This window comes from Streptomyces lichenis, assembly GCF_023218175.1.
GTDB classification, from domain to species: Bacteria; Actinomycetota; Actinomycetes; order Streptomycetales; family Streptomycetaceae; genus Streptomyces; species Streptomyces lichenis.
The window spans coordinates 82,328-101,668 of record NZ_JALPTH010000002.1 but is presented as its reverse complement, the minus strand read 5'-3'; the positions used below and the strand labels follow the sequence as shown (position 1 = coordinate 101,668).

The following is a 19,341-nucleotide window of genomic DNA, read 5'->3' as shown; positions in this document are numbered from 1 at the left end:
GGCGACGGAACGGGGCGGGCGGGATGGACGCGAGGGACGGGGAGGCCGGGGAACCGGCCGCGACGGCGGACCGGCCCGCGGAACCGGAGCCGGCGGAGTCCGGGAGCCCGGGTGGCGGGGCCGGGGCCGGGATCAAGGGGCTGACCCTGCCGTACCAGGTCGCCGCGGCCGTCGCGCTCGCCGTCGTGGTGGTCGTCGGAGGGCTGCATGTGGGGATGGTGTTCCTGCATGTGGCGCCCTCGAACACGCTGAGCAAGCAGCACGGCCGGGCGATGGACGACTGGGTGCTCCCCGAGTTCGAGCAGAACTGGAAGCTCTTCGCCCCCAACCCGCTCCAGCAGAACATCGCCGTCCACGCCCGCGCCGAGATCACCGACGCCGACGGCGGGCGCCGTACCACGGGCTGGGTCAGCCTCACCGCCGAGGACGGCGCGGCGATCCGCGGCAACCCGCTGCCCAGCCACACCAACCAGAACGAGCTCCGCCGCGCCTGGGACTTCTACGTGAACTCGCACACCGAGGACAACCGCGCGAACGGGCTGCGCGGACGGCTCTCCGAGCGCTACGTCCGGCGCATCGCCCTGCTGAAGCTGGAGGACCAGCCCCTCGGCGGCCGGATCGAGCGCATCCAGCTGCGCTCCGCCACCCAGGGCGTGGGGGCCCCGGTCTGGAGCAAGGAGCGGCACGACACCCGTACGTACTACCGGGTGCTGCCCTGGTGGACGGTCACCGCCGCCGACCTGCCCGGCGGTGCCACCGGAGGCCGGACGGAGGCCCGTCGATGAGCGACCGCACCACCGCCGCCGCCGGCCGGGAGCCGTTCGACCGCCGGCTCGCCCGGGCCGTCCAGCGGGTGACCGCCACCGCGCTGGGCCCGTACCAGAGCGCCGTGGTGCGCATCGGGTTCGCCGCGGCCTGGCTGTTCTTCCTGCTGCGCGAGATCCCGCACCGGCACGAGCTGTACGGGCCGGACGGCCCCTGGGCCTGGGACATGGCCCAGGAGCTGGTCGCCGCCAACCGCGCCTTCACCGTCCTGATGTGGTCCGACTCGGGCCTGTGGTTCGAGATCGTCTACGCCCTGGCCGTGCTGTCCGCCGCCGCGCTGCTCGTCGGCTGGCGCACCCGGGCCGCCTCCGCGCTGTTCCTGGTGGGCGTGCTGTCCCTGCAGAACCGCTCCGTCTTCATGGGCGACGGCGGTGACAACGTCATCCATCTGATGGCGCTCTACCTGGTCTTCACCCGGTGCGCCCGGGTCTGGTCGCTGGACGCCCGGCGGGCCGCCCGCGCGGCCGAGGCGCGGGCCGCCGGCGAACGGCCGCGCGACCTGGTCGGACCACTGCTGTGGGGGCTGGCGGTGCCCGGGCTCGTCGCCGCCACGCTGCTGCGCGACCGCAGCGGGGAGCCGTGGCTGCTGGTGCTGCTGTGGCTGCTGTGGGCCGCCCAGGGTGCCTGGTGGCTGGTCGGACGCCGCGCGCCCGGCCAGCCGCTGGCCCTGCTCGACGTCCTCGCCAACCTGCTGCACAACGCCGTACTGGTGGTGATCATGGCGGAGGTCTGTCTGATCTACGCCACGGCCGGCTGGTACAAGGTGCAGGGCTCCCGCTGGCAGGACGGCACCGCCCTGTACTACCCGCTGAAGCTGGACTACTTCACGCCCTGGCCGTTCCTCTCCGATGTGCTGGCCGCCAGCGGGATCATGGTCATGGTGGTGACCTACGGCACCGTGATCGTCCAGGTCGCCTTCCCCTTCACGCTCTTCAACCGCAAGGTCAAGAACGTGCTGCTGGCCGTGATGATGGTGGAGCACGCGGGCATCGCGGTCCTGCTCGGGCTGCCGTTCTTCTCGCTGGCGATGATCGCCGCCGACGCGGTGTTCCTGCCGACGGTGTTCCTGGTGTGGGCCGGCGCCCGGGTGGCGCGGGGCCGCGACCGCCTGCTGCGGCGCACTCGCCCGGACGGCCCCGGCGGCGCGGGCCGCTCGGACGGTTCGGCCCCGCCGCCCGGCGAGGAGGACGGAACCGCCGGGGACGCGGCCCCCCGTACCCTCGTGGGGTGAGCAGCGAGACCCTGCCGGACGGCACCCTTGCGGACGCCGGCCCGCACCAGCACGACGACGCCGAGCCGGCGCAGTACGACGAGGGCTTCGCCCCCGAGGTGGGCGTCGGGCCGCACCCCCTGCCCTGGCCCCGCGGCGAGCGGTACGACCCCGAGCTGCTCGCCGCCGGCGACCGGCGCAACGTGGTGGACCGCTACCGGTACTGGACGCGGGAGGCGATCGTCGCCGACCTGGACACCCGGCGGCACGACTTCCATGTGGCCGTGGAGAACTGGGGCCATGACTTCAACATCGGCTCGGTGGTGCGCACCGCCAACGCCTTCCTGGCCCGGCAGGTGCACATCGTGGGCCGGCGGCGCTGGAACCGGCGCGGCGCCATGGTCACCGACCGCTACCAGCATCTGCGCCACCACCCGGACACCGCCTCGCTGACCTCCTGGGCGGCCGCGGAGGGGCTGGCCGTGATCGGTATCGACAACCTCCCGGGCGCCGTCCCGCTGGAGCGCACCGAACTGCCGCGCCGCTGTGTGCTGCTGTTCGGGCAGGAGGGCCCGGGGCTCACCGAGGAGGCCCGCGAGCACGCCGCCATGGTCTGCTCGATCGCCCAGTTCGGCTCCACCCGCTCCCTCAACGCGGGCGCCGCCGCCGCGATCGCCATGCACGCCTGGGTGCAGCGGTACGCGGAGATCACCCGGTAGTGCGCCCGCTGCCCCGCGCGGGGCGCGGGGCGAGGGCTGTCGCCTCCGCCGCTGACTCGGGCGGCCCGCCTCTGCCGGCCGGCCGCCGGGCCTGGGGGTGTGGTGGCCCGGCGGCCGGGTCTACGGGGCACCGCCAGCCCGCGGAACGGGCCCGGTGTCGGGAGGGCGCCCGGCTCCCGCATCGCCGCCGGGCCGGTGTGGTGGCCGGTTCCTGGGCGGCGGGTTTGCGGGTCAGGCGGGGCGGCGGACTTCCACCACGCGGAAGCGGTTGGCGACGAAGGCCGCGTCGCACAGGGCCGCGTTGGCCGCCGGGTTGCCCCCGGAGCCGTGGAAGTCGGAGAAGGCCGAGGTCTGGTTCACGTAGACCCCGCCGGTGAGGTTCAGCGAGAGCTGCGCCGACTCCTCCAGGCAGACCTCCTCCACCGCGCGCTCCACGTCCGGCGAGGTGGTGTAGGCGCCGACGGTCATGGCGCCCTTCTCGCGGATCGTGCGGCGCAGCAGCTCCAGCCCCTCGTCGGTGGAACCGACCCGGACGGCGAAGGCCACCGGCCCGAAGCACTCCGACATGTACGCCGCCTCGGCGTCGGGCTTGGTGCCGTCCAGCGAGACGATCACCGGGGTGCGGACCACCGCGTCCGGGAAGTCCGGGTGGGCGACCTCGCGGGAGGGCAGCGCCACCTCGCCCAGCTCGGGCGCGGCCTCCAGCCGGGCCCGTACGTCCGGGTTCACCAGGGCACCCAGCAGGGCGTTGGCCCGGGCGTCGTCGCCGAGCAGCCCGCCGACCGCTCCGGCCAGGTCGGCCACCACCTCGTCGTGGGACTTGGGGCCCGCGTCGGTGGTGATGCCGCCCTGGGGGATCAGCACGTTCTGCGGGGTGGTGCACATCTGGCCGCTGTAGAGGGAGAGCGAGAAGGCCAGGTTGGCGAGCATGCCGCGGTAGTCGTCGGTGGAGTCCACCACCACCGTGTTGACCCCGGCCTTCTCCGTGTAGACCTGCGCTTGGCGGGCGTTGGCCTCCAGCCAGTCGCCGAACGAGGTGGAGCCGGTGTAGTCGATGATCCGCACCTCGGGGCGGAGCGCCAGCTCCTTGGCGATGCCCTCGCCCGGCCGCTCCACGGCGAGGGCGACCAGGTTCGGGTCGAAGCCGGCCTCGGCCAGCACCTCCCGGGCCGCCTTGACGGTCAGCGCCAGCGGCAGCACCGCGCGCGGGTGCGGCTTGACCAGGACCGCGTTCCCCGTGGCGAGGGAGGCGAAGAGGCCCGGATAGCCGTTCCACGTGGGGAAGGTGTTGCAGCCGATCATCAGGGCGATGCCGCGGCCTACCGGGGTGAAGGACTTGCGCAGCTCCAGCGGGTCCTTCCTGCCCTGGGGCTTGGACCAGTCCGCCACCAGCGGGACGCGGACCTGCTCCGCGTACGCGTAGGCCACCGCCTCCAGACCGCGGTCCTGGGCGTGCGGCCCGCCCGCCTGGAACGCCATCATGAACGCCTGGCCGCTGGTGTGCATCACCGCATGCGCGAACTCGTGGGTGCGGGCGCTGATCCGGGCCAGGATCTCCAGGCAGACCAGGGCGCGCACCTCCGGGCCCGCGTCCCGCCAGCCGCCCATCGCCGCGCGCATCGCGGGCAGCAGCACCTCCACGTCCGCGTGCGGGTACTCCACGCCCAGCTCCGGGCCGTACGGCGAGACCTCGCCGCCGGTCCAGTCGTCCGTCCCCGGCTGGTCCAGCTCGAAGCGGCGGCCCAGCACCGCCTGGTGCGCGGCCAGACCGTCGGCGGCGCTCAGCGAGCCGTCCTCCCCGTACGCCTTGGGGTGCTCCGGGTGCGGCGACCAGTAGGCGCGGGTGCGGATGGCTTCGAGGGCCTGGTCCAGGGTGGGCCGGTGCTTCTCGGTCAGGTGGTCGGTGGTCAGCTGAGCGGCGGCCATGGCGGACCAACTCCTCGTCGAGCTGGGCAGGGACGGGCGGACACGGCTAGAGTAACCGAACGATCGGTCGGGACAAGGGGGTCTCCCGAGCCTGTGGACAACCCATCGGGGAGGATCACTGCCATGACCGACACCGAGACCACGGCCGAGGCCGCCGCCACCGGGGCCGGCGGCCAGTCCCGGAGTGCTGCGGGGGCCGGCGGCAGCGCCGTCCACACCCCGAACGAGCGAACCGCGGCGGCGGACAGCGCACCGCACGGCCCGGTGGAACGCGAGCGGACCGTCGCCGTGATCGGCACCGGCACCATGGGCCAGGGCATCGCCCAGGTCGCCCTGCTCGCCGGTCACCCGGTGCGGCTGTACGACGCCGCCCCCGGCATGGCCCGGGAGGCCGCCAGGACCATCGGCGGGCGGCTGGACCGGCTGGTCGCCAAGGGCCGGCTGGCCGAGGACGAGCGGGACGCCGCGCTCGGGCGGCTGCACGAGGCCGCCGACCTCGCCGACCTGGCCGACGCCGCACTCGTCGTGGAGGCGATCGCCGAGCGGCTGGACATCAAGCGGGAGCTGTTCGCCGGGCTGGAGAAGACCGTCGCCGACGACTGCCTGCTCGCCACCAACACCTCCTCGCTCTCCGTCACCGCCATCGCCGGGGCGCTGCGGCTGCCCGGCCGGTTCGTGGGGCTGCACTTCTTCAACCCGGCCCCGCTGCTGCCGCTGGTGGAGGTGGTCAGCGGCTTCGCCACCGACGAGGCGGCCGCGGACCGCGCGTACGCCACCGCCGCCGCCTGGGGCAAGACGCCGGTGCGCTGCGCCGACACCCCCGGCTTCATCGTCAACCGCCTCGCCCGCCCCTTCTACGCCGAGGCGCTGCGGCTGTACGAGGAGCGGGCCGCCGACCCGGCCACCATCGACGCGGTGCTGCGCGAGAGCGGCGGCTTCGCGATGGGCCCCTTCGAGCTCACCGACCTCATCGGCCAGGACGTCAACGAGGCCGTCACCCGCTCGGTCTGGGAGGCCTTCTTCCAGGACCCCAGGTTCACGCCCTCGCTGGCCCAGCGCCGGCTGGTGGAGTCCGGGCGGCTCGGCCGCAAGAGCGGGCAGGGCTGGTATCCGTACGGGGAAGGGGAGACCCGTCCCGCCCCGCACACCGCCGCCCCGGCCCCCGCGCCCGAGGCCGTCACCGTGCACGGCGACCTGGGGCCGGCCGCCGTACTGCCGGAGCTGATGGAGACGGCCGGGATCACGGTCCACCGGGGTGAGGACGCCGACCGCGGCCGTCCGGGCTGGATCGAACTGCCCAGCGGCACCCGGATCCTCCTCGCCGACGGCGGACCGGCCGACCTCGCCACGACGCCGGAGATCCACCTGGACCTGGCCCTGGACTACCGCACCGCCACCCGGGTCGCCCTGGGACCGGCCGCCGGCGTCCCCGCGGCCTGTCTGGAAGCCGCCATCGGGCTGTTCCAGGCGCTCGGCAAACAGGTCAGTGTGATCGCCGACGTGCCCGGACTGATCGTGACCCGGACCGTGGCCATGCTGGTCGACCTCGCCCTGGACGCGGTACGCCGCGGGGTGGCGAGCGCCGAGGACGTCGACACCGCGATGCGGCTGGGCGTCAACTACCCGCGCGGACCGCTCGCCTGGGGCGGGGAACTGGGGCTCGACCGGGTGCTGGAGACCCTGTTCCTGCTGCACGACGAGTACCCCGGCGGCCGCTACGCCCCCTCGCAGGAGCTGCGCCGCCGGGTCGCCGGCCTCCGGATCGCCGAACTCCGGGCCGCCGCCGGGAAGGACGGGCGCTCATGACCACCGCGAGGCGGGACACGTACACCCCCGAGACGCTGCTGTCGGTCGCGGTGGGGGTGTTCAACGAGCGCGGCTACGACGGCACCTCGATGGAGCACCTCTCCAAGGCCGCCGGTATCTCCAAGTCGTCCATCTACCACCATGTGGCGGGCAAGGAGGAACTGCTGCGGCGGGCCGTCAGCCGGGCGCTGGACGGGCTGTTCGCCGTCCTCGACGAGCCCGGCGCGGTGCGGGGCCGGGCGGTCGAGCGGGTGGAGTACGTGACCCGCCGCACCGTCGAGGTGCTGATGGACGAGCTGCCGTACGTCACCCTGCTGCTGCGGGTGCGCGGAAACACCCGTACCGAGCGGTGGGCGCTGGAGCGGCGGCGCGAGTTCGACCACCGGGTGGCGGACCTGATGAAGGCCGCCGCCGCCGAGGGCGACCTCCGCCGTGACGTGGACATACGGCTGGCCACCCGGCTGCTGTTCGGGATGGTCAACTCGCTGGTCGAGTGGTACCGCCCGCACCCCGGCGCCGACGGCGAGCGGGAGCAGGTGGTGGACACCGTGGTGCACCTCGCCTTCGACGGGCTGCGCGAGAGGGGCTGACCCCGAACGTGACAGCCGGGGTGTGTTTCACGTGAAACACACCCGGGCCGAAGCCGACGGCGTGCCTCTAGACAGCCACGGCGGGTTCGCGGCCCAGCGCGCCGCGCAGGGTGCGTCCGTGGTGCACCCGCAGCCGGCGCAGCTCCCAGGCGGCCAGCGCGGTCACCGACAGCGGCGGACCGAACAGGAAGGTGATCCGCACCCACAGCGGCGCGGTGACCGGCGGGTTGTCCAGGAGCTGCACGACGAACATCGCCCACACCAGTACGGGTGAGAGCAGGGGCGGCAGCACCTCGTGCACCTCGGCCGTGCGGAAGGCGTGGTGCACCGCGAGGATCGCGGAGGCGAGGCTGAACAACCCGCCGGACAGGAACAGCACGGAGGCCGCGAGGCCGAGCAGGAGACCGCCACCACCGTTCTGGTCCTGTTCCATCAGGATGGGTCCCAGGCCGTACAGCAGCGCCCCGGCGAAGAGTGCGCCCAGCGAGGTCAGCGGGCCGCCCAGCCGCCGCCGGTAGACGGGGCGCAGAGGGGGCCGGGCCGCCAGCACGAACGCGGTGAGCGCGAGCGGGGTGACCCCCACCAGGATCAGGGCGCTGACCAGGGCCTCGACGAGTCGGTCCTCCAGCACGTCACCGGCGCCCTCGCGCAGTGGATACGTGTACAGCAGCCAACCGGTGGCGGCGAGGCCGAGCACGGTCCTGGCCACCTGCATCCAGGTGATCACCGGGTCGGTGGCGGCGTCGGGGCGTTCGTGGTGGCGGGACGCGTGGATGGCGACGGCGAGGCCCACGAGGAAGGCAGGCGGCATGATCAGCAGACCCAGGCAGCCGACGCGGTCCCGGTCGTCCCCGCGGCGGTCTCGCCGTCGTCGGGCATTGCGGTGCACTGGCTGCTCCCCCTGGCAGTCATGATGATGATCATCGGATCATAGAGGGATGTGGCGGGGGCGGTTCACGCTTCGTCGGGGGAGATCCGGCGGCTGAGGTCGGTCTCCTCGAAGACCAGCAGGGTCCGGGTGGAGAGCACCTCCGGGATGGCCTGGAGCCGGGTGAGCACCAGCTCGCGCAGGGTGCGGTTGTCCGGGGTGTGCACCAGCAGCAGTACGTCGAAATCGCCGCTGACCAGCGCGATGTGCGCGGCACCCGGCAGTGCGCGGAGCTGCTCGCGGACCGTGCGCCAGGAGTTCTGCACGATCTTCAGGGTGATGTAGGCGGAGGCGCCCTGCCCGGCGCGCTCATGGTTGACCCGGGCGCTGAAGCCGCGGATCACCCCGTCGTCGATGAGCCGGTTGATCCGGGCGTAGGCGTTGGCGCGGGAGACATGGACGCGGTCGGCCACCGAGCGGATCGAGGCGCGGCCGTCCGTCTGGAGTATGCGGAGGATGTCGCGGTCGATCGAGTCCAGTGGGCGCGCGGCCGGCTGCTGCGGCTCACCACCGTTCGCGCTCGTGCCGCCGTTCGCGCTCGTGCCGCCGGCCGTGTTCGGGCTTCCGGTCGGGTGCGGGCTTCCGGTCGTGTTCGGCCCGCCTGTCGCGTTCGCGCCACCGGCCGTGTTCACGGCGCCTGTCGCGTTCGTTTCGCGGCCGTCGGCCATTTGTTCAGCTCCCATGCGCCCCCGCCTCTCCGTTGTGGACGACCTGGCCCCATCCCAGGCTGTGGAGAACCGTTTGTCCACAGGGTGGCGGTGCCTGTAGCCAAAATGCCGCCACGACCGAACAATCGGTAGGTGAGGCACGTCACAGCCGTGCCCCCCTTCGGGTCTTGTGCCCGCGGGGTCCTTTGCCCGCTCCCACGAGGAGGTCGCAGTCATGACGGTCCAGGAGCTTCCCGGTGCCGCCGCGTACCGGCCCGCCCCGCCGCCGGAGTGGAAGCCGCGCACCGACCCCGCACCGCTGCTCCCGGACGCCGAGCCGTACCGGGTGCTCGGCACGGACACGGCCGACGGCTTCGCCCCCGAGCTGCTGCGCAGGCTCTACGCCGAGCTGGTCCGCGGCCGCCGGTACAACGCGCAGGCCACCGCCCTGACCAAGCAGGGCCGGCTGGCGGTCTACCCCTCCAGCACCGGCCAGGAGGCCTGCGAGGTCGCCGCCGCCCTGGTCCTCGAAGAGCGTGACTGGCTCTTCCCCTCGTACCGCGACACCCTCGCCTGCGTGGCCCGCGGTCTCGACCCGGCCGAGGCGCTGACCCTGCTGCGCGGCGACTGGCACACCGGCTACGACCCGCGGGAACGCCGTATCGCACCGCTGTCCACCCCGCTCGCCACCCAGCTGCCGCACGCGGTCGGCCTCGCCCACGCCGCCCGGCTCAAGGGCGACGACGTGGTGGCGCTCGCCATGGTCGGCGACGGCGGCACCAGCGAGGGCGACTTCCACGAGGCGCTGAACTTCGCCGCCGTCTGGCAGGCCCCGGTCGTCTTCCTCGTACAGAACAACGGCTTCGCCATCTCCGTACCGCTCGCCAAGCAGACCGCCGCGCCCTCGCTGGCGCACAAGGCCGTCGGCTACGGCATACCGGGCCGGCTGGTCGACGGCAACGACGCGCCCGCCGTGCACCAGGTGCTCTCCGAGGCGGTGGCCCGCGCCCGGCGCGGCGGCGGCCCCACGCTGGTGGAGGCCGTGACCTACCGCATCGAGGCCCACACCAACGCCGACGACGCCACCCGCTACCGGGGCGACGGCGAGGTCGCGGCCTGGCGCGAGCACGACCCGGTGCAGCTGCTGGAGCGTGAGCTGACCGGCCGCGGACTGCTGGACGAGGAGGGGGTCCGCGAGACCGCCGAGCAGGCCGAGACGATGGCGGCCCGGCTGCGCGACCGGATGAACGCCGACCCGGAGCTGGATCCGATGGAGCTGTTCCGGCACGTCTACACCGAGCCCACCCCCCAGCTGCTGGAGCAGGCCGCACAGCTGCGCGCCGAGCTGGACGCCGAGGAGGACCCCCGATGAGCCCCGCGTCCACCGCGCCGACCGCCTCCACCGAGGCGGCCACGGCCGCGCCGCGGCGTCCCGCGAAGCCCGCCACCATGGCGCAGGCGCTCCAGCGGGCGATGCGCGACGCGATGGCCGAGGACCCGGCGGTCCATGTGCTCGGCGAGGACGTCGGCACCCTCGGCGGAGTGTTCCGGGTGACCGACGGGCTGGCCAAGGAGTTCGGCGAGGACCGCTGCACGGACACCCCGCTCGCCGAGGCCGGCATCCTCGGCACCGCCGTCGGCATGGCGATGTACGGGCTGCGCCCGGTGGTCGAGATGCAGTTCGACGCCTTCGCCTACCCGGCCTTCGAGCAACTGCTCAGCCATGTCGCCAAGATGCGCAACCGCACCCGCGGCACCATGCCGCTGCCCCTCGTGGTGCGGGTGCCCTACGGCGGCGGGATCGGCGGCGTCGAGCACCACAGCGACTCCTCCGAGGCGTACTACATGGCGACTCCGGGGCTCCAGGTGGTCACGCCCGCGACGGTCGAGGACGCCTACGGGCTGCTGCGCGCCGCCATCGCCTCCGACGACCCGGTGGTCTTCCTGGAGCCCAAGCGGCTCTACTGGTCCAAGGCCGACTGGTCGCCCGAGGCCCCGGCCGCCGTGGCGCCGATCGGCCGCGCGGTGGTCCGGCGCACCGGCCGCAGCGCCACCCTGATCACCTACGGGCCGTCCCTGCCGGTCTGCCTGGAGGCCGCGGAGGCCGCCGAGGCGGAGGGCTGGGACCTGGAGGTGGTGGACCTGCGCTCGCTGGTGCCCTTCGACGACGAGACGGTCTGCGCCTCGGTACGGCGCACCGGGCGCGCGGTCGTGGTCCACGAGTCGTCCGGCTTCGGCGGGCCCGGCGGGGAGATCGCCGCCCGGGTCACCGAGCGCTGCTTCCACCATCTGGAGGCCCCGGTGCTGCGGGTCGCGGGCTTCGACATCCCCTACCCGCCGCCGATGCTGGAACGGCACCATCTGCCCGGCGTGGACCGGGTGCTGGACGCGGTCGCCCGACTGCAGTGGGAGGCGGGAAGCTGATGGCCCGGGTGCTGGAGTTCAAGCTGCCGGACCTCGGTGAGGGGCTGACCGAGGCGGAGATCGTCCGCTGGCTGGTGGAGGTCGGCGACGTGGTCGCCATCGACCAGCCCGTGGTGGAGGTCGAGACGGCCAAGGCGATGGTGGAGGTGCCCTGCCCGTACGGGGGTGTGGTCACCGCGCGGTACGGGGCCGAGGGCGAGGAGCTGCCGGTCGGCGCCCCGCTGATCACGGTCGCCGTCGGCGCGACGGAGCCCGGTGCGGCCCCGGAGGCCCCCGCGCCCGCCCCTGAGAGCGGCGAGGCCGAGGGCTCGGGCAACGTCCTGGTCGGCTACGGCACCACCGCCCCCGCCGCCCGTCGCCGCCGGATACGCCGCGATGACCCCGCACTCCCGGCCCCCGCCACCGTCAACGGCAGCGCCACCACCCCGACCCCGTCGACCCCCTCGGCCCCCTTGACCCCGTCGGCCTCTCCGGCTTTCTCGGCCCCGTCGGCCACCCAGACCCTGCGTCCGGCTGCGGAGGCCCCCGCTCCGGCACCGTCCGTCCCGGTCCCCGACGGCCCGGTCGCGGTGATCTCCCCGCTGGTGCGGAAGCTGGCCCGGGACAAGGGCGTCGACCTGCGCCGGGTGGCCGGCTCGGGGCGGGACGGGCTGATCCTCCGCGCCGACGTGGAGCGTGCGATCACGGCCGAGGCGACACCGACCGCCGAACCGTCCTTCACCGAACCGTCCCCTGCCCAACCCTCCCCCGCCCCCGCCCTGGTGGTCGCGCCCTCCCCCGCCGGCGAACGCGTCCCCCTGCGTGGCGTGCGCGGCGCGGTGGCGGCCAAGCTGTCCCGCAGCCGCCAGGAGATCCCCGACGCCACCTGCTGGGTGGACGCCGACGCGACCGAGCTGATGGCCGCGCGGACCGCGATGAATGCGGCGGGCGGACCGAAGGTGTCGCTGCTGGCCCTGCTCGCCCGGATCTGCACCGCCGCGCTGGCCCGCTTCCCCGAGCTGAACTCCACCGTGGACACCGCCGCCCGGGAGATCGTCCGGCTCCCCGGGGTGCACCTCGGCTTCGCCGCCCAGACCGATCGGGGACTGGTCGTACCGGTCGTCCGCGACGCGCACGGGCGCACCGCGGAGTCCCTGACCGCCGAGTTCGCCCGGCTCACCGAGGTGGCCCGGAAGGGGGCGCTGACCCCGGCGGACCTGACCGGTGGCACCTTCACCCTCAACAACTACGGCGTCTTCGGCGTGGACGGCTCCACCCCGATCATCAACCACCCCGAGGCCGCCATGCTGGGCGTGGGACGGATCATCCCCAAGCCCTGGGTGCACCAGGGCGAGCTGGCGGTCCGCCAGGTCGTGCAGCTGTCGCTGACCTTCGACCACCGGGTGTGCGACGGCGGTACGGCGGGCGGCTTCCTGCGCTACGTGGCCGACTGCGTCGAGCAGCCGGCGGTGCTCCTCCGCACCCTGTGACCGTGCCCCTGGAGCGGCAGTCGGCCGGCGGCCCCACGGGGCGGTGGACGGCCGACGCCTCTCCCGCCTTCGCTCCTGCCCCCGTCGCCGCTCCCGCCTTCCCGCCTGCCCCGTTTGCCGCTCCCGCCCGGCCCTGGCCCCGGCGACGGGCGTGGCGAACTCTCGCCATCACGGCACGATCGCGCTCCGTTCTTCGTTGCCCAAAAGGGAAGGGGGCGCAGGGGGCGGGAGCACGGCAGGCAGGACCGCACGGCGGGAGCACGGAAGCCCCCACTGGTCGATCGCGGTGGTCGGCGGCGTCGTCTGGTCAGGTGGTCGAGGCGGGTGTCGGTGGTCAAGTGGTCAAGGCGGATGTCGGCCTCAGTGCGCGGCGCCGAGTTCGATGAACAGGACGCCCGCGACGATCAGCACCATGCCGAGGCCCATCACCTTGGTCAGGGGTTCGCGGAACAGCAGCCGTGAGGCCAGCGCGGTGAGCGCCACCCCGACGGCGGCCCAGATCCCGTAGGCCACCCCGATGGCGAGCCCCTCGGCCAGGGCCAGGGTGAGCAGGGCGAAGGCGAACAGATAGCCGGTGCCGACGGCGAGGAACCACGTCCGCGCGCCGCCCGGCTGGGAGGCCATCCGCAGCGACAGGGTGGCGCCCACCTCGCTGAGGATGGCGCCCACGAGAAAGACCCAGGTCATGCGGCACCTCCTCGCCCGGCACTGCCGCGTCGGCCCCCGCCCTGCCCGGTGCCGCTCCGTCGGCCGGCGCTGCCCTGTCGGCCGCCGCCTCGCCCGGTGCTGCCCTGTCGGTCCCCGCCCTGTCCGGTGTTGCCCTGTCGGCCCCCGCGTCGGCCGCCGTCTCGCCGGGCGTCGCCTCGCTGGGCGTCGTCTCGCTGGGCGTCGTCTCGCTGGGCGTGGGGTGTGTCCGGGCGGTGTTGGGCGGCCTGGGAGCCGAGCTCCACGCAGAGCACGCCGCCGATGACCAGGACGATGCCCACGCCCATGGTGCCGGTCAGCGGGTCGCCGTAGAGGGCGGTCGCCAGCAGCGCGGTGAGGGCGACCCCGGAGGCGCCCCAGATGCCGTAGGCGACACCGAGGCCCAGCCCGGCCCGCAGCACCATGCCGAGCATGACAAAGGCGCCGACATAGCCGGCCGCGACCAGGGCGTACCAGGCGGGCTGGTCGAGGGCCGCGCGCAGGGAGAGCGTGGCGGTCACCTCCAGGCCGATCGCCGCGGCCAGCAGCAGCCACTTCCGCATGGCGGGCACCTCCTCGTAGTGTCGGTCGGGCTTGTGGTGTCGGGTGGGCTCGCGGTGTCGAGCGGGGCGATATCCGGGGACAGCGGTGCGGGGTCTTGCCTACCCCCTTTGGCAGGGCACATTGCCCACCCCTACTTGGCGGGGCACCTTGCCTGCCGCCTTCGGCGGGGCAATCGCCTGCCACCCTGGGTGGGGCCGGACCCGGGGTTCGGGGGTGGGGGACCGCTCGGGATACTGGGTGGGTGAGCCGATTTGATGCGGTGGTGCTCGCCGGGGGCGCGGCCAGGCGACTGGGGGGCGTGGACAAGCCCGCCGTGACCGTGGGGGGCCGCCCGTTGCTGGACCGGGTGCTCGACGCCTGCCGGGGGGCGGGGCGGACCGTGGTCGTGGGAGGGCGCCGGCCCACCGTACGGCCGGTCCGGTGGGTGCGGGAGGAGCCGCCCGGCGGTGGACCGCTGGCGGCGCTGTCGGCAGGGCTCCGGTTGGTCGAGGCCGAGACGGTGGTGGTGCTCGGTGGTGATCTGCCCTTCCTCGGGGAAGCGGCCGTGGAGGTTCTGGTGGGTGCGCTGGGGGCGGACGAGGGTGTGGAGGGTGTGCTGGCGGTGGACGCGGGTGGGCGGGACCAGCCGCTGACCGCCGCGTACCGGACGGAGCCGTTGCGGCGGGAGATCGCGTTGCTGGCCGCCGAGCACGGCACCCTGCCGGGGTTGCCGCTGCGGCTGCTGATGGACGAGCTGGTGCTGCGCCGGATCGGGAGCGGGCCGGGAACGTCGTTGGAGGGTGCTTCGTTCGACTGCGACACCTGGGAGGACATCGCGGCCGCCCGCTCGCGGATCAGGGAGCATGGGCACGTGTTGGATGAATGGATCGCCGCGGTCAAGGCCGAGCTCGGTGTCGAACTGGACGTGGATACCAACGTGCTGCTGGATTTGGCACGGGACGCCGCGCATGGGGTCGCCCGCCCGGCCGCGCCGCTGACCACCTTTCTGGTCGGGTACGCGGCCGCCCAGGCCGCCGGGAGCGGTGGTTCGGTGGAGGGGGCGCGGGCGGTGGCCGAGGCGGCGCGGAAGGCGGCGGCCCTCGCGGCGCGCTGGGCGGACGAGGGGGCAGGGCCCACCGGTTCGGCCGGTCCCACGGGTCCGGCCGGTCCCACCGATCCCACTGGCCCCACCGGGCCCACGGGTCCCACCGGGCCCACGGGTCCCACCGGGCCCACGGGTCCCACCGGGCCCACGGGTCCCACCGGGCCCACGGGTCCCGCCGCGGGGGCCGGGTCGTCGTGACCGGGTCGGAGGTGGAGGGGGTCGAGGAGGCGCTGGCGCTGCTTGTTCCGTTGCCGGGGGCGGTCGGTGGCCGGAGGACGGCCAGGGCCAGGGGTGGCGAGGGGGCCGGGGCGGAGCGGCATCGGGCTACGGTCTGGGGGGAGGCCCGGGCGCTGGCGGGGCGGTTGGGGGCGGGCCGGCCGGTGGGCTTCGGGCACACCGGTCTGGGCCAGGCGCTGGGCCGGGTGCTCGCCGATCCGTTGACCGCTCTGACCGATCTGCCGTCCTTTGACACCTCGGCCATGGATGGGTGGGCCGTCGCCGGGCCGGGGCCTTGGGCCGCCAGTGATGGCGGTGCCGTACTGGCCGGTCGGGCGTCCGCCGAGCCGTTGCAGGACGGGGCGGCGGTGCGGATCGCCACCGGGGCGCGGCTGCCGTCGGGGGCGACCGCGGTGATCCGCGCCGAGCATGCGCGGATGGACGGGGCGGGGCAGTTGCACGCGCTGCGGGCGGTGGGCCATGGCCAGGACATCCGGCCGCGCGGGCAGGAGTGCCGTTCCGGCGACCAGTTGCTGCCCGCCGGGACCGTGGTCACCCCGGTGGTGCTGGGGCTCGCGGCGGCGGCCGGGTATGACCGGCTGGTGACGGTGGAGCGCCCGGGCGTGGAGGTCCTGGTGCTGGGTGATGAGTTGTTGGGCGCTGGACTTCCGCGGGATGGGCTGATCCGGGATGCTCTCGGGCCGATGCTGACCCCCTGGCTGGAGTCGCTGGGGGCCGAGGTGGTCGCGGTACGGCGGCTCGGGGATGATCCCGAGGCGCTGGCCGATGCGGTACGGGGTTCGAGTGCCGATCTGGTCCTCACCACCGGGGGCACCGCCGCGGGCCCGGTGGACCATCTGCACCGGGTGCTCGCCGAGGCCGGGGCGGAGCTGCTGGTGGACGGGGTCAAGGTGCGCCCGGGGCATCCGATGCTGCTCGCCCGGCTGGCCCCGGATCGCCATCTGGTCGGGCTGCCGGGCAACCCGCTAGCCGCGGTGGCCGCCCTGCTCACCCTCGCCGCGCCGCTGCTGCGCGGGCTGGCCGGCCGTACCGCCGCCGCCTCGCGAACGGCCGCGGTAGGGGAGTCGGTGGCCGGGCATCCGTACGACACCCGGCTGGTGCCGGTGGTGCGCCGGGGTGCCGAAGGGCAGGCCGGTGACGGGGTGGCCGTGCCGGTGCGGTTCCATGGGCCCGCGATGCTGCGCGGGGTCGCGGTGGCGGACGGGCTCGCGGTCGTCCCGCCCACCGGGGCCCGCGCGGGCGACACTCTGGAAATTCTGACGCTGCCCTGGGCGCCGACCACCGAAGGATGTTTCACGTGAAACTTCCCGGCCATGACGCGATGGCCCGCCGTGCCGACGAGCACCTGGTCGGCGGCCAGATCAAGCTGCCCACGGAGGTGGTCACCCGGCCCCTGCTCCAGGTCGCCCGCCGGTTGCTGATGGCCCTGGCCGTGCTGGTGCTGACGATCCTGATCGTCTACGTGGACCGGGACGGGTACTTCGACAACGCCGACGAGCAGGTCGATCTGCTCGACGCCTCGTACTACGCGACCGTCACCCTGTCCACCACCGGCTACGGCGACATCGTCCCGCGCAGCGACAGCGCCCGACTCGTCAACATCCTGCTGGTCACGCCGCTGCGCGTGCTCTTCCTCATCATCCTGGTCGGCACCACTCTCGAAGTCCTCACCCAGCGGACCCGGGAGGAGTGGCGGCTGAACCGCTGGAGGTCCACCTTGCGCGACCACACCGTCGTCGTCGGATTCGGTACGAAGGGCAGGTCGGCCATCCAGACGCTGTGCGCCACCGGCCTGAAGAAGGAGCAGATCGTCATCGTCGACCCCAGCAGCAAGGTGATCGAGGCGGCGAACGCGGACGGTTTCACCGGGGTGATCGGCGACGCGACCCGCAGCGATGTGCTGCTGCGCGCCGAACTCCAGCGCGCCCGGCAGGTCGTGATCGCCACTCAGCGGGACGACACGGCGGTTCTGGTGACCCTGACGGCCCGGCAGCTCAACCGGGGGGCGAAGATCGTCGCCGCGGTGCGGGAGGAGGAGAACGCGCCGTTGCTGCGCCAGTCCGGCGCCGATGCCGTGATCACCAGTGCCAGCGCCGCGGGCCGGCTGCTCGGGATGTCCGTGCTCAGCCCGAGCGCGGGCACCGTGATGGAGGACCTGATCCAGCAGGGCAGCGGTCTCGACCTGGTCGAACGGCCGGTCATAAAGGCCGAGGTCGGCAAGAACGTCCGGGAGACCGACGACCTGGTCATCAGCGTGCTGCGGGGCCATCGGCTGCTCAGTTACGACGATCCGGCGGCCAGCCCGCTCCAGCTCACCGACCGGGTGATCACCATCGTGCGCGCGACGAGCGTGCCGCCGACGCTGACCACTCCGCCGGAGTAGCCGCACGGCCGGACGGCCGCCCCCGCCGGAGCGGTCGGCCGGAGCAGCCTCGCGGTCGGTCACCGCCATGGCCGCGGGGGCGCGCTGGCCGCCGGGGCCGGGGCGGCCGGAGTAGCCTCGCGGCCATGTATGCGATCACGATTCCGGAGCCCGGTGGTCCTGACGCGCTGGTCTGGGCCGAGGTGCCCGATCCCGTGCCCGGCGAGGGCGAGGTGCTGGTCGAGGTGGCGGCCGGGGCCGTCAACCGGGCCGACGTCCTCCAGCGCCAGGGCTTCTACGACCCGCCGCCCGGCTCCTCCCCGTACCCCGGCCTGGAGTGCTCCGGCCGGATCGCCGCGCTGGGCCCCGGGGTGACCGGCTGGTCCGTCGGCGACCGGGTGTGCGCGCTGCTCGCGGGCGGCGGCTACGCGCAGAAGGTGGCCGTCCCGGCCGGGCAGCTGCTGCCGGTGCCGGACGGCGTGGACCTGGTCACCGCGGCGACGCTGCCCGAGGTGGCCGCGACGGTCTGGTCCAACGTCTTCATGGTGGCCGGGCTCCGTCCCGGCGAGACGCTGCTGGTGCACGGCGGCGGCAGCGGGATCGGCACCATGGCCATCCAGCTGGCCAAGGCGGTCGGCGCGCGGGTCGCGGTGACCGCGGGCGGCCCGGAGAAGCTGGCCCGCTGTGCGGAGCTGGGCGCGGACGTGCTGATCGACTACCGCGAGCAGGACTTCGTGGAGGAGGTCCGCAAGGCGACGGACGGGGCGGGTGCGGACGTCATCCTGGACATCATCGGCGCCAAGTACCTGGAGCGGAACGTCAAGGCCCTCGCGGTGAACGGGCGGCTGGCGGTGATCGGGCTCCAGGGCGGCAACAAGGGGGAGCTGAACCTCGGGGCGCTGCTGGCCAAGCGGGCCGCGATCACCGCGACCTCGCTGCGGGCCCGTCCTCCGGCGGAGAAGGCGGCGATCATCGCCGCGGTCGCCGAGCATGTGTGGCCGCTGATCGCGGACGGCACGGTCCGCCCGGTGGTCGATCGCGCCTTCCCGATGCCGGAGGCGCCCGAGGCGCACCGGACCATGGAGGCCAGTTCGCACATCGGCAAGATCGCGCTGGTGAACCCGGACGCGGCGGGGGTCTGAGACCGCTCCCGAAGACGTGCCGAGGCCCGGCACCCCTGGTGCGTACGGTACGCACGCGGGGTGCCCGGCCTCGGTGATGCCGGACGGCGGGCGGCCCGAAGCCGCCCACGGATACCCGGAGGCGTCTACAGATAGGGGCCCGAGCGGACCGCGCCGGGGCGGTGGTCCTCGTCATCCTCGTCGTGCGGGGCGCCCGGCGGGAGGGCCCGGCGCATCTGCTCCAACTGGGCGCGGGCCGCCATCTGCTGGGCGAACAGCGCGGTCTGGATACCGTGGAACAGCCCCTCCAGCCAGCCCACCAGCTGGGCCTGCGCGATGCGCAGTTCGGCCTCGGAGGGGATCGCCTCGTCCGTGAACGGCAGGGAGAGGCGCTCCAGCTCCTCCACCAGCTCCGGCGCGAGGCCGTCTTCCAGCTCCTTCACCGAGCTGGCGTGGATGTCCTTGAGCCGGACCCTGCTGGCCTCGTCCAGGGGCGCGGCGCGTACCTCTTCCAGAAGCTGCTTGATCATGCTGCCGATACGCATGACCTTGGCAGGCTGTTCGACCATCTCCGTCACCGGGACCTCGCGCGACTCGTCGCCACCGTCGCCGCCGCCGAGCGACATCAGGTCCTGTCCCACGACGAGGACCTGGGGGTTGCTCTCCTGCGGCCGTTCATTCCTCGGCATCTCCATGCCGCCATTCTCTCGCACAGGTGCGTCATCACTGGGTGTGCCCCCGTACA

General features: G+C 74.0%; 18 protein-coding genes. 12 read left to right on the top strand and 6 right to left on the bottom strand.

Annotated features, from left to right (window positions below):
* Nucleotides 1-23 precede the first annotated feature (23 nt).
* The 3 genes from M1O15_RS02135 to M1O15_RS02125 are packed head-to-tail and all read left to right on the top strand — an operon-like array spanning nucleotide 24 to nucleotide 2,754.
* Nucleotides 24-785, top strand: coding sequence for a DUF5819 family protein (locus M1O15_RS02135; protein WP_248631426.1), 762 nt, complete (start codon nucleotides 24-26; stop codon nucleotides 783-785).
* Nucleotides 782-2,056: an HTTM domain-containing protein gene (locus M1O15_RS02130; RefSeq protein ID WP_248631425.1), complete on the top strand. Its 1,275-nt coding sequence runs from the start codon at nucleotides 782-784 to the stop codon at nucleotides 2,054-2,056. The genes M1O15_RS02135 and M1O15_RS02130 overlap by 4 nt, the downstream gene beginning before the upstream one ends.
* 11 nt (nucleotides 2,057-2,067) lie before the next feature.
* Nucleotides 2,068-2,754, top strand: coding sequence for a TrmH family RNA methyltransferase (locus M1O15_RS02125; protein WP_248631687.1), 687 nt, complete (start codon nucleotides 2,068-2,070; stop codon nucleotides 2,752-2,754).
* A 231-nt stretch (nucleotides 2,755-2,985) separates the two neighbouring features.
* Here the strand turns inward: M1O15_RS02125 and paaN are convergent, their stop codons facing one another.
* The gene (gene paaN / locus M1O15_RS02120; protein WP_248631424.1) at nucleotides 2,986-4,680 is read right to left on the bottom strand and encodes a phenylacetic acid degradation protein PaaN; all 1,695 of its coding nucleotides are present in this window, start codon (nucleotides 4,678-4,680) and stop codon (nucleotides 2,986-2,988) included.
* Between the two features lie 123 nt (nucleotides 4,681-4,803).
* On the opposite strand from paaN, the gene M1O15_RS02115 reads away from it, so the two are divergent.
* Both M1O15_RS02115 and M1O15_RS02110 read left to right on the top strand, forming a co-directional pair.
* On the top strand, nucleotides 4,804-6,486 hold the full coding sequence (locus M1O15_RS02115; protein ID WP_282576163.1) for a 3-hydroxyacyl-CoA dehydrogenase: 1,683 nt from the start codon (nucleotides 4,804-4,806) through the stop codon (nucleotides 6,484-6,486).
* On the top strand, nucleotides 6,483-7,076 hold the full coding sequence (locus M1O15_RS02110) for a TetR/AcrR family transcriptional regulator (RefSeq protein WP_248631423.1): 594 nt from the start codon (nucleotides 6,483-6,485) through the stop codon (nucleotides 7,074-7,076). The genes M1O15_RS02115 and M1O15_RS02110 overlap by 4 nt, the downstream gene beginning before the upstream one ends.
* Nucleotides 7,077-7,143: 67 nt before the next feature.
* Here the strand turns inward: M1O15_RS02110 and M1O15_RS02105 are convergent, their stop codons facing one another.
* Nucleotides 7,144-7,965: a hypothetical protein gene (locus tag M1O15_RS02105; protein ID WP_248631422.1), complete on the bottom strand. Its 822-nt coding sequence runs from the start codon at nucleotides 7,963-7,965 to the stop codon at nucleotides 7,144-7,146.
* A 65-nt stretch (nucleotides 7,966-8,030) separates the two neighbouring features.
* Nucleotides 8,031-8,672 carry an Lrp/AsnC family transcriptional regulator gene (locus M1O15_RS02100; protein ID WP_372499340.1) on the bottom strand — a complete coding sequence of 214 codons (642 nt, stop codon included), beginning with the start codon at nucleotides 8,670-8,672 and terminating at the stop codon, nucleotides 8,031-8,033.
* A gap of 214 nt (nucleotides 8,673-8,886) precedes the next feature.
* Between M1O15_RS02100 and pdhA the strand changes: the two genes are divergently transcribed.
* Genes pdhA through M1O15_RS02085 form a run of 3 tightly spaced genes read left to right on the top strand, consistent with a single transcriptional unit; the run spans nucleotide 8,887 to nucleotide 12,544 of the window.
* Nucleotides 8,887-10,023, top strand: a complete 1,137-nt coding sequence (pdhA, locus tag M1O15_RS02095) for a pyruvate dehydrogenase (acetyl-transferring) E1 component subunit alpha (RefSeq protein WP_248631420.1) — start codon at nucleotides 8,887-8,889, stop codon at nucleotides 10,021-10,023.
* Entirely contained in the window at nucleotides 10,020-11,075 is a 1,056-nt protein-coding gene (locus tag M1O15_RS02090; protein ID WP_372499335.1) for an alpha-ketoacid dehydrogenase subunit beta, read from the top strand. Before pdhA ends, M1O15_RS02090 begins: the two co-directional genes overlap by 4 nt.
* Nucleotides 11,075-12,544 carry a dihydrolipoamide acetyltransferase family protein gene (locus tag M1O15_RS02085; protein ID WP_248631419.1) on the top strand — a complete coding sequence of 490 codons (1,470 nt, stop codon included), beginning with the start codon at nucleotides 11,075-11,077 and terminating at the stop codon, nucleotides 12,542-12,544. The genes M1O15_RS02090 and M1O15_RS02085 overlap by 1 nt, the downstream gene beginning before the upstream one ends.
* A gap of 360 nt (nucleotides 12,545-12,904) precedes the next feature.
* On the opposite strand, the gene M1O15_RS02080 is transcribed toward M1O15_RS02085, so the two are convergent.
* Nucleotides 12,905-13,231 (bottom strand): DMT family transporter, encoded by a 327-nt coding sequence (locus M1O15_RS02080; protein WP_248631418.1) that lies wholly within the window; start codon nucleotides 13,229-13,231, stop codon nucleotides 12,905-12,907.
* A complete protein-coding gene (locus tag M1O15_RS31565; RefSeq protein ID WP_248631417.1) occupies nucleotides 13,228-13,791 on the bottom strand; it encodes a DMT family transporter in 564 nt (187 codons plus the stop codon). Before M1O15_RS31565 ends, M1O15_RS02080 begins: the two co-directional genes overlap by 4 nt.
* 242 nt (nucleotides 13,792-14,033) lie before the next feature.
* On the opposite strand from M1O15_RS31565, the gene M1O15_RS02070 reads away from it, so the two are divergent.
* The 4 genes from M1O15_RS02070 (at nucleotide 14,034) to M1O15_RS02055 (ending at nucleotide 18,617) form a co-directional block, all read left to right on the top strand.
* A complete protein-coding gene (locus M1O15_RS02070; RefSeq protein WP_248631416.1) occupies nucleotides 14,034-15,074 on the top strand; it encodes an NTP transferase domain-containing protein in 1,041 nt (346 codons plus the stop codon).
* Entirely contained in the window at nucleotides 15,071-16,414 is a 1,344-nt protein-coding gene (locus tag M1O15_RS02065; protein WP_248631415.1) for a molybdopterin molybdotransferase MoeA, read from the top strand. Before M1O15_RS02070 ends, M1O15_RS02065 begins: the two co-directional genes overlap by 4 nt.
* Entirely contained in the window at nucleotides 16,402-17,496 is a 1,095-nt protein-coding gene (locus M1O15_RS02060) for a potassium channel family protein (protein ID WP_248631414.1), read from the top strand. Before M1O15_RS02065 ends, M1O15_RS02060 begins: the two co-directional genes overlap by 13 nt.
* A 125-nt stretch (nucleotides 17,497-17,621) precedes the next feature.
* The gene (locus M1O15_RS02055) at nucleotides 17,622-18,617 is read left to right on the top strand and encodes an NAD(P)H-quinone oxidoreductase (RefSeq protein ID WP_248631413.1); all 996 of its coding nucleotides are present in this window, start codon (nucleotides 17,622-17,624) and stop codon (nucleotides 18,615-18,617) included.
* A 125-nt stretch (nucleotides 18,618-18,742) separates the two neighbouring features.
* Here M1O15_RS02055 and M1O15_RS02050 read toward each other — a convergent pair whose 3' ends face one another.
* The gene (locus tag M1O15_RS02050; RefSeq protein ID WP_282576162.1) at nucleotides 18,743-19,291 is read right to left on the bottom strand and encodes a bacterial proteasome activator family protein; all 549 of its coding nucleotides are present in this window, start codon (nucleotides 19,289-19,291) and stop codon (nucleotides 18,743-18,745) included.
* Nucleotides 19,292-19,341 lie beyond the last annotated feature (50 nt).